This window comes from Neobacillus pocheonensis (assembly GCF_050477905.1).
Lineage (GTDB): Bacteria > Bacillota > Bacilli > Bacillales > Cytobacillaceae > Neobacillus > Neobacillus pocheonensis_A.
The window spans coordinates 158,763-174,369 of sequence record NZ_JBCNAD010000023.1; the positions used below are offsets into that span (position 1 = coordinate 158,763).

Annotated in this window: 12 protein-coding genes and 1 pseudogene; 5 read left to right on the top strand and 8 right to left on the bottom strand. The window is 38.4% G+C overall.

Features of this window, described 5'->3' with window-relative positions; translation table 11 throughout:
- The 6 genes and pseudogenes from ABES02_RS13930 to ABES02_RS13955 all read right to left on the bottom strand — a co-directional run bounded on the left by ABES02_RS13930 (position 1) and on the right by ABES02_RS13955 (position 6,898).
- Positions 1-1,740 carry a sensor histidine kinase gene (locus tag ABES02_RS13930; RefSeq protein WP_430135692.1) on the bottom strand — a complete coding sequence of 580 codons (1,740 nt, stop codon included), beginning with the start codon at positions 1,738-1,740 and terminating at the stop codon, positions 1-3.
- Positions 1,741-1,809: 69 nt separating this feature from the next.
- On the bottom strand, positions 1,810-2,658 hold the full coding sequence (locus ABES02_RS13935; RefSeq protein ID WP_430135695.1) for a carbohydrate ABC transporter permease: 849 nt from the start codon (positions 2,656-2,658) through the stop codon (positions 1,810-1,812).
- Positions 2,655-3,548, bottom strand: a complete 894-nt coding sequence (locus tag ABES02_RS13940) for a carbohydrate ABC transporter permease (RefSeq protein ID WP_430135730.1) — start codon at positions 3,546-3,548, stop codon at positions 2,655-2,657. The genes ABES02_RS13935 and ABES02_RS13940 overlap by 4 nt, the downstream gene beginning before the upstream one ends.
- Before the next feature lie 218 nt (positions 3,549-3,766).
- On the bottom strand, positions 3,767-4,867 hold the full coding sequence (locus ABES02_RS13945; RefSeq protein WP_430135698.1) for a Gfo/Idh/MocA family protein: 1,101 nt from the start codon (positions 4,865-4,867) through the stop codon (positions 3,767-3,769).
- A 111-nt stretch (positions 4,868-4,978) separates the two neighbouring features.
- Positions 4,979-5,815, bottom strand: a pseudogene (locus tag ABES02_RS13950) (Gfo/Idh/MocA family protein); the annotation flags it as partial.
- A gap of 15 nt (positions 5,816-5,830) precedes the next feature.
- Positions 5,831-6,898 carry a Gfo/Idh/MocA family protein gene (locus tag ABES02_RS13955; RefSeq protein ID WP_430135701.1) on the bottom strand — a complete coding sequence of 356 codons (1,068 nt, stop codon included), beginning with the start codon at positions 6,896-6,898 and terminating at the stop codon, positions 5,831-5,833.
- 1,334 nt (positions 6,899-8,232) lie between these two features.
- Here ABES02_RS13955 and ABES02_RS13960 point away from each other — a divergent pair.
- From ABES02_RS13960 to ABES02_RS13970, 3 genes are read left to right on the top strand one after another with little or no spacing between them, the layout of a single operon-like run.
- Positions 8,233-8,553: a PadR family transcriptional regulator gene (locus ABES02_RS13960; protein ID WP_430135703.1), complete on the top strand. Its 321-nt coding sequence runs from the start codon at positions 8,233-8,235 to the stop codon at positions 8,551-8,553.
- Positions 8,554-8,566: 13 nt separating this feature from the next.
- Positions 8,567-9,049, top strand: a complete 483-nt coding sequence (locus ABES02_RS13965; protein ID WP_430135706.1) for a hypothetical protein — start codon at positions 8,567-8,569, stop codon at positions 9,047-9,049.
- Complete coding sequence (locus tag ABES02_RS13970; RefSeq protein ID WP_218351406.1) at positions 9,046-9,573, top strand: permease; 528 nt, start codon at positions 9,046-9,048, stop codon at positions 9,571-9,573. The genes ABES02_RS13965 and ABES02_RS13970 overlap by 4 nt, the downstream gene beginning before the upstream one ends.
- 418 nt (positions 9,574-9,991) lie before the next feature.
- On the opposite strand, the gene ABES02_RS13975 is transcribed toward ABES02_RS13970, so the two are convergent.
- Positions 9,992-10,879: a TetR/AcrR family transcriptional regulator gene (locus tag ABES02_RS13975; RefSeq protein WP_218351407.1), complete on the bottom strand. Its 888-nt coding sequence runs from the start codon at positions 10,877-10,879 to the stop codon at positions 9,992-9,994.
- A gap of 150 nt (positions 10,880-11,029) precedes the next feature.
- Here ABES02_RS13975 and ABES02_RS13980 point away from each other — a divergent pair, with 150 nt between their 5' ends.
- Together ABES02_RS13980 and ABES02_RS13985 are read left to right on the top strand one after the other, a co-directional pair.
- Positions 11,030-12,463 (top strand): DHA2 family efflux MFS transporter permease subunit, encoded by a 1,434-nt coding sequence (locus ABES02_RS13980; protein WP_430135710.1) that lies wholly within the window; start codon positions 11,030-11,032, stop codon positions 12,461-12,463.
- A gap of 99 nt (positions 12,464-12,562) precedes the next feature.
- Positions 12,563-13,423 carry an SDR family oxidoreductase gene (locus ABES02_RS13985; protein ID WP_098935216.1) on the top strand — a complete coding sequence of 287 codons (861 nt, stop codon included), beginning with the start codon at positions 12,563-12,565 and terminating at the stop codon, positions 13,421-13,423.
- A 797-nt stretch (positions 13,424-14,220) separates the two neighbouring features.
- Here ABES02_RS13985 and ABES02_RS13990 read toward each other — a convergent pair.
- Positions 14,221-15,333, bottom strand: a complete 1,113-nt coding sequence (locus ABES02_RS13990) for an NADH:flavin oxidoreductase (protein WP_098935215.1) — start codon at positions 15,331-15,333, stop codon at positions 14,221-14,223.
- Between the last annotated feature and the right edge of the window lie 274 nt (positions 15,334-15,607).

Consider the following 15,607-nt stretch of genomic DNA (forward strand, 5'->3'; position numbering starts at 1 on the left):
CTATTCTCCCTCCTTGATAGTTTTTTCTCTTAGCTTTGGAATTCGAATAGATATAGTAGTTCCCTTTCCTTCTTCACTATCAACCTCTATACCATACGGATACCCAAAATATGACTCCATCCGCTCCCTTACATTGCGCATTCCATAACCGCCTGTTTTTCTTTTCTTATTCATCTCTGCATCAGCTCGAATACCTACGCCATTATCCGAAATGGTAAAGAGCAGCTCGTCCTCGATCTCATAAGCTACAATATTAATCGAACCGGCACTTCTTCCATGAAATCCATGCATAAGAGCATTCTCAACAAAGGGTTGGAGGGTTAATTTAGGAATATAGTATTCTTTTACATGATTAGGTATCTCGATTGTAAAAGTTAATCCTTCCCCCCAACGGATTTGTTGGATTTCCATATAACACTCTAAGTGAACGATTTCCTCCTCAATTCGAATCATACTTTCACCATTGGATAACCCAATCCGAAACATTTTTCCCATGAGTTCAAGTACACGGCTTATTTGTTCTTGACCAGCCTCAATAGCCATCCAATTCACTTGATCTAAGGTATTGTAGAGAAAATGGGGGTTAATCATCGCCTGCAGGGCTAGAATTTCTGCTTCCCGTTGGCGGCGGTGCTGTTGCTCTAAAGAACGATACAGCTCCTCAATCCGATTCATCAGTCGACGGTATCCTTGAAACAATAATCCAAATTCATTATGGTAGTCGGATGGCAGCTGATCCTCCCGAAACGTTGCAGGGTAATCATTCATTCCCTTCGTCAAAACAAGAATAGGTTTTGTAAACTGTTTTGATAGATAGAGAGTAATTAAGAGAGCGATTATAATTGCAATCATCCCAATAGACAGAAGGATCGTTGCCATCTTTCGGCTTTCCTTAGTAAGGTCATTCCATGGTGTAACCTGCAGTATATGCCAATCTGAATTAAATGGTTTCGACCATACGATGAAGGAATCTGCATACTTCATTGACCAATGCTTATTCACTCCACCAGATAGCAGACCAATTTTTTCTATCAGCTGTGAATAATCCCTTACTGATAGATCACCAGTCGAAATGATGGGTCTTCCTCCTGAGTCCAGGAGGATCCGATTTGTAGTTGGATCCTCACCTTGAATAATTATTTTTAAATCTGAAGCCTTTATATTAAATACTAGCAGGGCTTTGAATTGACCATTCGAATCATAAATTTTTCTCGCAAAGCTGACCACAGAAATATCCCCTCTAAAGGTTTGAATCGTATGCTCTCCAACCCATGAAGAATCGGAATCTCTTACAGACATATACCATTTCTCCTTTGGCAAGTTTTGAAGATTACCGTAGGTTACCGTCCCTTGCATTTCGGAGGGAGGAGGATTATCCAGGTACATCTGAACAGAATAGATAATTGGGATACTATAGGCCAGATTGGATAAATCTGATGTCATATCCGTCGCCGTGCGGAAGCGAGTATAGTCATCATCTATCCCTGTAGTATATTTTTGAATACCATTATTTCGGGAAGCAGCTAATGAAATCTCTTGTATATCCTTTGATTGGATGGTCATTTGTTTATTTAATCCATTTAAGATGCTTTCCTGATAAAAGGATGTTTTATTTACCATCTCCTTTACAGAGTAATGGTAGCTAATCCAAATAACGATACTAAACAAAATGATAATTAAACCGGCAAAACTTCCAAAAAACAAGAAGCCTATACGATAATTTTTAAAAGGGTGTTGCATCATCCTCTTCACCTTTCCCTAGAAACAAAAGAAAGCTGCGAAGTCGCAGCCTTCTATTTACTGAAAATTCTACCCTTTCACGCCACTCGTTGCAACACCTTCTACAATATGGCGTTGTGCGATAAAGAAGATGATGGCTGCAGGGATAACGGAAACAAGCGACATCGCAAACACTTGTCCCCATGGAGTAGAAGAGTTCGCATCAACAAACATTTTTAAAGCTAATCCAACCGTATATTTGTCAATTGAATTGATATAGAGAAGATGTCCGAAAAAGTCGTCCCAATTCCATAAAAAACAATAAATCGCTACCGTTACAAGCGGTGGTTTCAATAAAGGAAGTATGATACGATAATAAATTCCAAACCACGAACATCCATCGATTTTTGCAGCTTCATCTAATTCTTGCGGAATGCCTCTAATAAACTGAACAAGAAGGAAGATAAAGAACGAACCTCCAATTCCTCCCGCTAAAGAGTGAGGAACGATAAAAGGCAAGTATGTATCCACCCATCCAAATGCATTAAACATCGCGTATTGCGGTATTAAGGTAACCTGACTCGGCAACATTAACGTAACCAAAACAATCGAAAACCAGAAGTTGCGTAACGGAAAATCTAACCTGGCAAATCCAAAGGCGACTAAACTACAAGAAATAATGGTTGTAAACAAAACACTTAAAATCAGCTCAAAGGTATTCGCATAAAAATGGGTAAAGGAAAATCCAGATATCGCATTCCAACCATCCGTAAAGTTACTCCATGTCGGATGTGCTGGAAATAGATTAGCAGAGTTTAACTCACTATTTGATTTGAATGCAGCTCCTATCCACCAAAAAATAGGATACATCATAATAAAGCTAAAAACGGCTAATAACAGATGTTTCCATATCTGACTTGTTTTTAGATAACCTTTCATCCTTTTCGTCCCCCTTCTGCATAGAATACCCAATACCTAGATGAAGCAAAAATAATAGCGGTTACAATCCCGATAATGATCAACAGAATCCATGCCAATGCTGAAGCATATCCCATTTCCATTCTCCCAAATGCCTTTTCGTAGAGATATAGAGCAAACATGTAGGTAGAATTAATCGGTCCTCCTTTCGTAATGACGAAGGCTTGCGTAAACATCTGGAAGGAACCGATAACTTGTAAAACGAGATTAAAAAGAATTACTGGAGAGAGCATTGGTAGTGTAATTGAGAAAAACTGTCTAACTTTAGAGGCGCCATCTACTGATGCAGCTTCGTATAATTCTGCTGAGATTTGTTTGAGTCCAGCTAAAAAAATAACCATGGAAGAACCAAATTGCCAAATAACCAAAAGAACCAACGTTCCTAATGCTGTCTTTGGACTGCCAATCCAATTGGGACCTGTTATACCTATAAAGCTAAGAATATGGTTAATTAATCCGTTTCCTCCAAAGATATTGCTCCATAAAATCGCAACCGCTATGCTGGACCCTATTAATGAAGGAAAATATATCATTGTCCGGTATATGGACAGCCCTTTTATCTTTTGATTGAGAAACATAGCCACAAGCAAGGCAACTGCTAATTTCAACGGAACCGAGAAAGCAACAAACCATAACGTTACACCTAATGATTTAAAAAATAGATTGTCTTCATTAAAAATTTTTTCATAGTTAGCAGCTCCTACCCAATGCGGGGCTTCTAACAGGGAATAATCTGTAAAAGAATAGTACACAGATTGAATCATCGGCCAGAGTGTCAAAATCAAAAACCCTACTAACCACGGAGAAATAAAAAGATAACCAGCTATTGGAGACTCCCATCTTTTCCTCATCGTTTTCTTTTGTGCTTGAGAGCGTACTCCTGTATTTAAAGATGTTTCAACTACACTTTCATCTAACTGATTCATACTACCTACCACCTCCAAATAGATTATTAGTATAAAAGAGACCGCCACCCCCAATTATAAGAAGTGTGCTTTTTATAAATTTTGGGTGGCTGAACATGTTTTTCTACCAGGCTTACATCAACTATAGTATCGCCTCGAAAATTTTATAAAGATTGATCTACTAGTTGTCCATCCTCTACACGAATCGCCTCTTTTTGGGCAATGAGACATAATTCAGCCGCTTTAAACGTGTGCTCTTGTGTCATTGCCTTTTCTGTTCCATGCAGACAGTCTAAAATCAGTTGACCGAAGTAAGGAAAACCAACCTGTCCGTGCAGTGAGAAATACTTTTCCCCCTCATGATTGACTAAAAATAGATGATCTCCTGATGTATCCCTTGCGACATCTATATATTTTCTAAGCTCTATATACCCATCTGTACCTAAAATGAGCGTTCTGCCGTCTCCCCATGTACGCAGCCCATCTGGAGTCAGCCAATCTACCCGAAAATAACCGGCAGCTCCATTGTCCGCAATCAGATTTGCGTCACCAAAATCCTCTAATTCAGGATACTCTTTATGCTTGTAGGTGCCCACTTTGCTGTGTACGACCTTTGCATCCTTAGCACCAGTAAAATACAAAAATTGCTCAATTTGATGACTTCCGATATCACATAAAATACCAGCGTAATATTCCTTTTTAAAAAACCAGTCTGGTCTGCTCTTCGCATTAAGACGATGCGGACCTGTTCCTATTACTTGAACAACACGGCCAATAGCCCCTTGTTCAAGTAATTGCCCGGCATACACCGCACTTTCCACATGCAGTCTTTCGCTATAATATACCGCCCACTTCAAGCCTGTCTTCGCTGTTTTTTGTCTAGCTGCCTTCAGTTGCTCTAGTGAAGTAAATGGTGCCTTATCAGTAAAATAATGTTTCCCATAATCTAGTACTTTCAGACCCAACTCACAACGCTTATAAGGGATAGCAGCACCTGCTACAAGACTCACTGAAGGATCCTGTAAGATTTCCTCTTCCGATTGAGCAGCCTTTACTTGAGGATATGTTTTTAAAAATGCATCTACTTTTTCCTGATCAGGATCATAAACCCATTTTAGCGTAGCTCCGGCCTCAATCAGACCATTGCACATTCCATAAATATGCCCATGATCAAGACTGATAGCAGCAAATATAAACTCTCCTTCCTCTACTACTGGACTTGGTTTTCCTTTTGGTGCATAATTCATTCCATTGTTCTTTTGCATATGAATCACTTTCCTTCTCTATGGATTTCTAAATTATTTACATGGCGGTTCATCTGATATAGCTCATCAATAAGCCGTAATGGCCGTATCCCTTCTTCACCTGAAACTTTAGGGTCTCGTCCTTCTCTGATGGATTGAATCACATCTAAAAATTGAATTCCATGCAAGGATAAATATGGATAGGATTGAAGAGACTCTTGTACAACATTCATCTTACATTTAGCCTTCCATTGAATAACATCGTTGTCCTCCAGCACCACACTGCCATCACTTCCAAAAATCTCAATCCGAACATGAAAACCCGGATACGCACAGGTAGTACTGCTAAAAACACCAAGCGCTCCATTTTCAAACTTCATGGCACATGAAGCAACATCTTCAACCTCGTCCCTGATTTATGACCGCCCCTCCCCCATCCATAGCCCAAGTGCCGCGCCAAGGGGAGATATCATAATACGCTTGAGAACGGTACCAATTTACGGAGGCATTAATCAGCAATGGCTGCCCCAACCGCCCTTGTTCCAAGGCGCTTTTCACTTGTTGTACAGCCGGTGCGAACCGATTCTGCATAATGACTGAAAGGGTCACTCTCGCATTATTGCATTCCTGAATCATGCTCTCTGCTTTTGCCAAAGAAATATCCATCGGCTTTTCCACAATCACATGCTTTCCCGAACGTGCAGCTTCAATGGTTACATCACTATGCAAACCGCTGGGTACGCAAATATTGATTACATCAATATCCTTTCGCTTTAATAGCTCCCGATAATTTGGATAATAATCGCATTGATACACTGCAGCAGCAAGCTTTCCTTTTTCTTCATCTAGATCGGTGACCGCTACAATTTTTGCTTCTCCCAGTACCATTAGTTTCCTCAGTTCTTCCAAATGGGTACTAGTTATTCCGCTTGTTCCTATTACACCAAAATGCAATGGAGAAGATTTCATAGGTATCTTCACCCTCTATCCTATAGTGATCGTCTCTCTATTTTGTGCAGAATTGTAGACTGCAAGAATAATTTCTAAGGGCTTTACACCTTCCTCACCATTAACCAATGGTTCTCTGTCTTCACGAATTGCATCCATCATATCAAGTATCTGCATCCGATGTGCATAGCCGCTAATAGCTGCAGGATCAGCAGCCCCAATTCCATCAATTGCTGACTCCTGTCTAGCTAAATTGACAGAATCTCCGCCTCCGTACATCGCTCCCTGCTCATCAGCAGCACGTAAATAATGATGTGTTAACTGATCATTATCAATTACTGCTGTTCCATGCGTACCAAAAACCTCGAGTCGTGCAGATAAACCCGGATAAGAGCTAGTTGTGCCTACAATTGTACCCAACGCGCCATTTTTGAATCGAATGGATGCAACAGCCACATCCTCTACCTCAATCCGTTCATGGGCCAATGTTGCAGTATAGGCTTGGATGCTTTCCACAGGACCCATGAAGTATTGAAGCAAATCAATAGTATGGATAGACTGATTCATAAGAGCACCGCCGCCATCTAAAGCCCAAGTACCGCGCCAATCTCCGCTGTCATAATAACCTTGCGTTCTGTACCAATTCACAGCTGCCTGGCCTAATACCATATCCCCAAACTTTCCAGCCTCCACATCAGCTTTCACCCTTACAGTTGAGGGATCAAAACGATGCTGAGAGATAACAGCGAGCTTAACACCCGCTTGTCGGCATTCTTGTATCATTACTTTTGCCTTTTCCAAATTGATATCCATCGGTTTTTCAACAATCACATGCTTTCCAGCCCTTGCCGCTTCAATAGCCATTTCGGCATGCACGCCACTAGGTGTTAAGATATTGACAATATCGATATCCTCTTGTTTCAACATTTCGCGATAATCCAGGTACCAGTCTGCTCCAGTCTTTTCTGCCATTCTTCTGGCTTTTTCTTCATTGATATCTGAAACCGCTACTAAAGAAGCACCCTCAATTTCAGCAATTTGCTCTTGATGAGTTTGGCTAATTACTCCACAGCCGATGATGGCAAATTTAAATTCACGATTCATTTGATTGTTCCCCTCTCATTTCAATTATTAGCTAAATCTAGATTCCAAGTGGTTCTAGCCTACACTGATGACTAAAAGGAATCTTTATTACGGCCCTTTTAGTCATGTATGATTGTCTGTTTAATCAGATTATAAAACGCTTACAATCTGTTTTATATAAGAGTAATGCACAAATCCTTTCAAAATATAATGAGAATGTACAGGTTATTTAGGGAATAAAGACATAATAAATTACATGTAAAGTGAAGAACTGAAGTTCCCTCACAGTCGAGGCTCATCCTTTATAGGTGATTCTAATGCAATTTGATTTTAATATGTAAAACATAAAAAAGTGCAGCTGTTAATTAAGCTGCACTTTTGATAACCGTAAATTAACTTTTTAGATACTACCCTTTATTATTGTTTGGACCTCTGTCGGCAACGAATTCTTGATATAACTGGGTTGGCGGGACTGCGTGGGAATCGAACCCACCAGACCTGGCACGCAGGTCTCAAGCAGTTTTGAAGTTAGAGGGAGGATATCTTTTTTAATTCCATTAAGTTATATTTAATGCTGTATAGTCTTGATTTAATGCACTTTCTAAAAAGTCATATACCATTTAATTTTATCTAATTATATATATAAACATCTAATCTGTGACCAAGTTGTGACCAAAAGTATGATCATTTTTCTTATTTTATTAAAGGGGATTAAATAAGTAATTGAGGAGGTTTAAACAAACCTCCTCTTTTCCATTTGTCACCAAAAGGGAGAATGAGCTTATTGGACCAGTGACCCCAACCCTGTCAATGATGAATATACTTTATGATTATAACAGTTTAATTAAGAAAGTATTGTTGTAACAAGGATTTTAATAAGTCTTATTATGATTGATTTTTGTTATTGGAAACAGTTAGCTCAAATTTGTCCCCAAAGTATCCCCAATTGTCCCCCGTAAAACAGTAAGAAAAATGCGGGTCGGAACAGCGTCCTTCTTAAACTCTAGCACCCGTTAGTTTAAGTGCAATCCTTCACATTCTAATTTCTTGTTAAATCAGTAAAAGACAAAATTCTTAAACCATCAATATGTTTCTGTCATTCTAAATTATAAGGGAGTCATAGGTGATAACTATGGATTCCTCTTAAACAATATCCCCGCTTGTTCTGCCATCACACGAGATGGAACTGTAATTCCATTCTTAAGCTACCATCCAACTAACCCTACGAAAGCTGAACTGAAAAATTGAACAAAAAATTTTTAAAAAAGGACATACTGTCAGTGACATATTACTGTTATTAACAGTAAGGTATTGCCAAAAAAATTTTACATTTAAATTAGGAGGTTATATATTTCATGAAACATACAGGGAGACATACAGGTGCATTTCTTCTGCTGTTTTTAACAGAGGGAGATAGCTATGGAGGGAAACTCCTGCAGAAATGTGAAGAAGAGCTTCCCATCAACCCAATTGATAGTGCCATTCTTTATCGCACATTAAAAACATTAGAGAAAGAAGGTGCTGTTGAGTCTTATTTGGACACATCTAATCAAGATAAGCTGATAAAAATGTACAAAATTACTACAGTTGGAAAAAGAAAATTAGAAGATTTTCAAATAGATATAGAAGAAAAAATGAAGAACTTATCATTTTTCTTAAATAAATACAAAGAATAGAAGGAGTCTAATCATGATTAATGGTGCTATCCTTTACGCTATGGCTATCATTCTTCTCAGTATTTCTTTTATAAAAGATCGAAATAAAACAAGAGATGCTCTATTAAAGTCATGGAAAAGCTTTCGTAATATTATACCTGACATGTTATCAATTATGCTTTTCGTTGGGCTATCACTATCTATATTAACTCCATCCTTAATTTTTTCAATCATTGGAGAAAAATCTGGATTGACAGGTATTGTTTATTCAGCATTAATTGGTTCTATTGCACTAGTTCCAAGCTTTGTTGTATTTCCTCTTGGACACACATTAGTCCAAAATGGTGCAGGACTCCCTCAAGTAGCTGTATTAATGTCTACATTAATGTCCGTAGGAATCACAACTTTACCTATGGAACAAAAGATATTTGGGCGAAGTTTTGCCTATTCTCGCAACGTATCTGCAGTGGTAATGTCTCTAATATTTTCATATATTATTTGGGTGGTGATGGGATGAATGAATTAAAAAGGTATCGTTTCTTTTTCATTTTATTATTTGGGCTCATTATCCTTACCTTTATAAACCAATCGGTGGGATGGAACGCATTTCAATTAACAGGAAAAAGCATTTTAGATATGCTGTTTCTACTCCCTCCTGTCTTAATATTCGTAGGTTTGCTTGACAAATGGGTGGAGAAAGAAACACTTATAAGATATATGGGAGAAAAATCCGGCATCTATGGCATTTTGTTCTCCCTATTATTAGGAGTAATTGCAGCTGGTCCCCTTTACGTAGCTTTTCCAATTGCGGCACTATTATTAAAAAAAGGAGCAAGCATACGCTATATTGTATTTTTTTTAGGAGTTTGGACAACTGCAAAATTACCGGTTATTGTATATGAATTTGCTTCATTTGGAGTTAAATTTACACTCATTCACATTTGTTTTGGTTTGTTATTTTTCTATTTAATGGGTATTATTTTTGAGAAATTTTATAAGCATCGACAATTGTTAAAGTATGATATAACTAAAGACGTTTAGATTTAGATCGATAAATCTTTAACCACTCAATCCCAGATTATTTTGTAGCTGAACCTACAACGGACTATACTGCGTGCAGCAAAAGATTAGAGGATACAGTTTCCACTGCATCCTCTTTTTAATTCCCTTCTTCAACTAACCGCCCCGTCGAATAAGAAAAAGCCACCAATATGGTAGCTCTGATCTTTAACTCTTGCACCCGTTTGTTTAAGTGTATTTTTTCACAATATTGTCGAGCGCATCGGACCAGCAGTCGTACACGTACTGATCGCCGGGGTGACCGGCGAATCCTCGTAGATGGAAAATTTTAACTGGTGGGGTGGCGGCTACACGAAAGCCTGCTCCGACACTTAATCTGTTGGACATATCCCAAAACCAGATATTTAGCTGTTCTTCACATTAGCAACTTAAAAAATAATTACTCATCCAAATTGAAGCACAGTTTTCTCAATTGTTCAATGATGCTTTTAAGCTCATGCTCTTTCTTCAAAAACTGAAGCATGGCAAGGATTAGTGCAGATCTAGGCTGTTCTCGCTCTACTTCCTCCTGGAGTATAACGAGCGCTTCATGCAGTTCTGTTTTGTTATAATTCGTTATCGCCAATTCTTTTAGGGTAGAGAAAAGAAGCTCGAACAGCTTACGTCTTTGTTCAGCTACAGAAACAGTGTTGCCTTTATAAGCTGATTCCACATAATTATCCATCATGTTATTTTGTAAAATTGCTTTTGGTTTTTTATTCAGGACTCCGCCAACGACTTCCTCTAAGAGATCCACAATAAACATAGAAACATCTCTTATATTTAACGGCCTGTTATCAAATATTATTAAGAAAAGATACTCTTTAACGATCCCATTATAAACCGATACAAGGTCCCATATATTAAGTTCTATTTCTTTACCAAACCTACGAATCAAGGCATCTTTATTCATATTGAGAATATTTGCTCGTTGACTAAGCAGAATAGAGGCAATTTTCCCTTCACTACCTTGCATTTCAAAAGTATTCTTCATTATAAAATTATTCTCAATAAAAAAATAAAATTGACATTCGGTTTCACGAATGAAAATTTCTCTTAAGGTAAGTGTCGTGTCCGATCTAATCTCTTCCATTTTTTCGAAAAGGCTTTCCTGCTTTGAGTGATGCACCTCTACGAATAGATCCTCTTTAGAAGGAAAAAATTTATATAATGACCCTTTTGCGATTTTGCAATCATCAGCGATATCCTGAATCGATGTTGCAAGATAGCCTTTTTCTGAAAAAAAACGTTCAGCGGAATCCATGATGTTTTGTTTGACAATACTCAATCTACTTCCTCTTTTCAAAAAAGAATTGACATTCTTAAAAAATTAGATAAAATTAAGCACGTAATGACCGATTGGTTTTTCCGGAAAACCACAAGTCAAATATATATGATGTTTGCTAGGCATCAAGCCACAGAAGAGAGGAACGTTTAAATGTCTACACAAGCAGCTGAGAAATTAACATCATCTCAAGAGTTCTCGGTCAAAACTATTATCGCTCCACTTCTTGCCGTTATGATTGGTATGTTTATGGTTCTTCTTGATACTACAATTATGAATGTTGCTATCCCTAGTTTACAAAAATATTTTAACAGTTCATTGGAAACAATTCAATGGACCGTAACCGGTTATACACTTGCGCTAGCTACGATTATTCCTTTAGCTGGTTGGATGACAGATAAATTTGGAGCCAAGCGAATTTTCCTCATTACGATTACTTTGTTTACTATTGGTTCAGTCCTTTGCGCCTTCGCCCAAACTCCTGAACTGCTGATTTTATTCCGTATAATACAAGGCCTTGGTGGTGGAATGGTAACTCCCATCGGTATGGCAATATCTTTTAAAATGGCCCCCCCCGATAAAAGGGGAGCCGTTATGGGGATGCTTGGTATACCTATGCTAATTGCCCCCGCTACAGGTCCTTTGCTATCTGGATGGTTAATTGGGGTAGCATCTTGGCATTGGATTTTCCTAATCAATTTACCAATTGGAATAGCTGCCGTGATTGTTGGTCTAAAGCTTCTGCCCAATCAGCAGCGTGGTAAAACACCTGCCCTCGATATTCTAGGAATGATTCTTGCCCCGATCGCCTTTTCCATGCTAACTTATGGTGTCAGTGAGGGAGGAAGGGGCTGGAGTTCCACTGGCGCATTAACGGGATTGATTGTTGGGGGTGTCACACTTCTCATTTTCATTTTCGTAGAGCTACGTCATAAGCAACCATTGCTGGAGCTGCGTGCATTTAAATCATTAGATTTTACTCGCGGTATTATCATAACTTGGGCTTTACAAGCCTCCATGATCGGGACTATTCTCTTGAATCCTTTATTCCAACAAGGCGTATTAGGTCGAACACCTCTCGTGAGTGCGGCAATCTCCCTCCCTATTTCCTTGGGAGGTCTAATATTTACGCCATTCGCGGGGAAATTATCCGATAAAATAGGCGCCCGACCTCTTGTCTTTACCGGTTTGAGCCTTATGTCAATTGCTTTATTTTTGCTTTCTGGGGTAAATCTAAATACCGGAGTAATTGCGTTAATGATTATACTTTTTATGGTGGGATGTGGCATGGCCATATCAATGATGCCATTAAATGCACATGTTTTAAAGTCTGCTCCTCGTGAACTGGTAAGCCGAGTAACACCTTTAACATCAGCTACTATACAGGTTGTGAATTCATTTGCCGTAGCCGCTTTAACGGGACACTTATCTTCACAAATAAGAGAGCGTATGGCGGACGCTGGCGAACACGCCGTAAATTTAAAAATCAATGCCTTAGCTTTTGGTGACACATTCTTAATTATAGCCTGCATTGCCACGGTTGGTGCGATTTTAAGTTTATTTCTTCGCAAACCTCACATCAAATAAAAAGAATTACCATTAGCATAAGGAAAGAGTGACAAATATTAAATTTTGAAATTTTGATCATAATTAAAATGTAATTGACCAACGAGAGGAGTTTTTAGTATGAGCGCAGCTATATTAGTGATAGGAGCTACCGGAACAACAGGCAAAGAATTGGTGAAACTTCTGGCGAAGAACGGACATAAAACGCGTGTTACTGTTCGTCCCACAAGCAAAACAAGCGAACTGCAAGCATTGGGAGTCGAGTTGGTTCAAGCCGATCTAAACGACTTCGACTCACTGGTAAATGCCATGAACGGTATCCAAAAAGTATATTTTGCAACACCTCTTCTTCCGAATATGGTGGAACTTTCTTCTTCGATTGTTCGTGCAGCTAAAAAAGCCGGTGTGAAGCATCTTGTGAAGTTATCGGGCGGCGGGGCTGAATTGGATACATTGGCAAAGTGGCATAATGCAGTCGAAAAAGAAATAGAGCAGTCCGGCATGGCGTATACATTCTTGCGCCCAAATACATTTATGCAAAACTTAGTTAAATTTAACTCGCATACCATTCGTGAACATGGAGCCTTCTATGCGCCGCATGGCGACGGAAAAGCGGCTTACATTGATTCCCGCGATATAGCCCAGGTTGCCTATCGGGTCTTAACGGAAGAAGACCATGAGAACAAAGCATATTACTTGTCGGGACCAGAAGCACTTTCCAGCGCCGAAATTGCGGAAATTCTTTCTTCAGTAACCGGAAAATCAATTAAGTACGTAGACGTACCTGTTGAAGCTGCTCGCGCTTCTATGCAAAAAACAGGCATGCCTACTGAAATCGTTGAAGGCTTGTTAGAACATTATCAGATTATGAAGTTAGGTCACACAGCAAATGTCTCCAATACGGTAGAAGAAATAACCGGACATAAAGCAACCTCTTTTGAGACTTTTGCTAAAGCAAATAAGGAAGCATTTATCGGTTAATATATAGTTCAAAGTAAAAAGGGCTGTCTAAAAAAGTCTATAAAGACCATACGGATAGCCCTTTGTTTTTTCGATTTAGTTATCCTAGCATTATCACTTGATTTTCTGCTTTGATAAACTAAAATATAAACTCTGGAGCCAGGATATGTATCAAGGCTCCGTTTGTGGTGACAAGAACAACAGCTCTTAAATTGCATTTAAAATCGTAAAGTTACGACAATCTTGCACATTCTAAGAGTTGTGGAACGGGTTCTACTTAAACTAATGCATGCGTTAGTTCAATAAAGATATTACAATTAAATCCCTAAAATAGTTATATACTCTTGATTTTTTAGTTGGTCTGTTATCCATTTTTTAAATTCATTTATTAAAAAAGTTAAACTTAAAATATTTTGCTCGTAGTTTTTTCTAAAATTTTTTCTGTTTCTCCCACAAACAAAAACCCTATCCTATTCTTTAATTCACTCTCAGTAGGGTTATTTGTTAAATATCGATTCAATCCCTCAAGATCGTTAAGGATTCGTTCCCAAATATCTTTATTAATTTCACTCATACCCCATAAACTATAATTTTTATAATTCTTTTCAATACATTTAGAAAGATATGTAAAAGTCTCATCTGTAAAATATTGGTAAATTCATAACAATGTGCGATGGTAAAACTCCAATAGCAGATGCTTTAAATAATTTATAAGAATTCTTTTCACATAAGAGTATATAAAATTTTCAAAAAAAGGCGGCTTATCATTTTTAGCAAGCTGCCTGTTTTTTATCAAAGAGAATAGTAACTCCTTGTATTTATTTCAAAATATTTAAAGCTTCCTTCGTAAATGAACGCAGTTCTTCGGTGTTACCTTCACGAATTTTTGCTACCCAAGCCGGATCGCTTAGTAGTGCTCGTCCAACGGCCACAAGATCAAACTCTTCTCGCTCAAGACGGTCGATCAGATTATCGATATCTGCCGGTTGTCCACCCTTACCTTCCGTGAATAAGCTCATGGCCTCAGAATCCAAACCAACTGATCCGACTGTAATTGCTGGTTTACCAGTAATTTTACGAGCCCAGCCAGCCAGGTTAAGGTCTGATTCCTCGAACTCTGGCTTCCAGAATCGTCGTGTTGAAGCATGGAAAATATCTACACCAGCCTCAGACAGCGGTTCAAGGAAAATTTTCAATTCATCGGGAGTCTTTGCTAGTTTGAAATTATAGTCGGTAGCTTTCCATTGAGAAAATCGGAAAATAATAGTGAAGTTAGGACCGACAGCTTGACGCACGGCTTTGATTACGTCTACAGCAAAACGTGTGCGACTTACTAGATCACCACCATATTCATCTGTACGCTTATTGGTTACGTCCCAGAAGAACTGGTCTATAAGGTATCCATGAGCGCCATGTATTTCCACTGCATCAAACCCAAGTTTCTTAGCATTAGAGGCAGCATTTGCGTAAGCTTGAATGAGTTCTTGAATCTCTTCGACGCTTAACGGTTCAGATACCTTTTCACCAGTTAAACTGATACCTGATGGACCGATTGGATTGACATCTGAATCAGGAAAATTTTTCTTTTCGCGCGCCATACCAGTGTGCCAAATCTGTGGAGCAATTTTCCCTCCAGCCTCATGTACTTCCTTAACAACTTGCGCCCATCCGTTTAGAGCTTCTTCACCATAAAAATGTGGGACATCAGGTTCTGCTCCAGCTGCAGGATGCTCAATTAGAGTACCTTCAGTGATAATTAAACCAACTCCGTTCTCAGCTCGTCGTCGATAATATTCAGCTACATTGGAACCTGGAATCCCATTCGGTGAAAACTTGCGGGTCATTGGTGCCATAACAAATCGATTTTCAAGCTTCAATTCTCCAATTTCAAATGAGGTAAATAATGGTTCAACAGATTTTGTTGATTTCATAAAATTCTCTCCTTTTTAAACTAATAAAATAATTGGTTAATCAAAAGTAGTCTCTGTAAGGAGTAGGAGACTTATTCTAACTACAATTTTTATTGGATTTAGTTTAAATTCATTTTGTAAAATATTGAAGTCCTTTAAGACAACGAACAATATATAAATAGTTATAACAGATAAAAAAATTCCTTTTTCTATCAATTCACTTTCCTCCAGAATTTCAAATAAAAATTAGCCTCTCAATATTTTTTGTAACATTCCTTCTTCATACAGATAGGTA

Coding starts and splice junctions, on each gene's coding strand:
- ABES02_RS13930 (WP_430135692.1), bottom strand. CDS start 1,740: ATGCAACACCCTTTTAAAAATTATCGTATAGGCTTCTTGTTTTTTGGA.
- ABES02_RS13935 (WP_430135695.1), bottom strand. CDS start 2,658: ATGAAAGGTTATCTAAAAACAAGTCAGATATGGAAACATCTGTTATTA.
- ABES02_RS13940 (WP_430135730.1), bottom strand. CDS start 3,548: ATGAGGAAAAGATGGGAGTCTCCAATAGCTGGTTATCTTTTTATTTCT.
- ABES02_RS13945 (WP_430135698.1), bottom strand. CDS start 4,867: ATGCAAAAGAACAATGGAATGAATTATGCACCAAAAGGAAAACCAAGT.
- ABES02_RS13955 (WP_430135701.1), bottom strand. CDS start 6,898: ATGAATCGTGAATTTAAATTTGCCATCATCGGCTGTGGAGTAATTAGC.
- ABES02_RS13960 (WP_430135703.1), top strand. CDS start 8,233: ATGAAACATACAGGGAGACATACAGGTGCATTTCTTCTGCTGTTTTTA.
- ABES02_RS13965 (WP_430135706.1), top strand. CDS start 8,567: ATGATTAATGGTGCTATCCTTTACGCTATGGCTATCATTCTTCTCAGT.
- ABES02_RS13970 (WP_218351406.1), top strand. CDS start 9,046: ATGAATGAATTAAAAAGGTATCGTTTCTTTTTCATTTTATTATTTGGG.
- ABES02_RS13980 (WP_430135710.1), top strand. CDS start 11,030: ATGTCTACACAAGCAGCTGAGAAATTAACATCATCTCAAGAGTTCTCG.
- ABES02_RS13985 (WP_098935216.1), top strand. CDS start 12,563: ATGAGCGCAGCTATATTAGTGATAGGAGCTACCGGAACAACAGGCAAA.
- ABES02_RS13990 (WP_098935215.1), bottom strand. CDS start 15,333: ATGAAATCAACAAAATCTGTTGAACCATTATTTACCTCATTTGAAATT.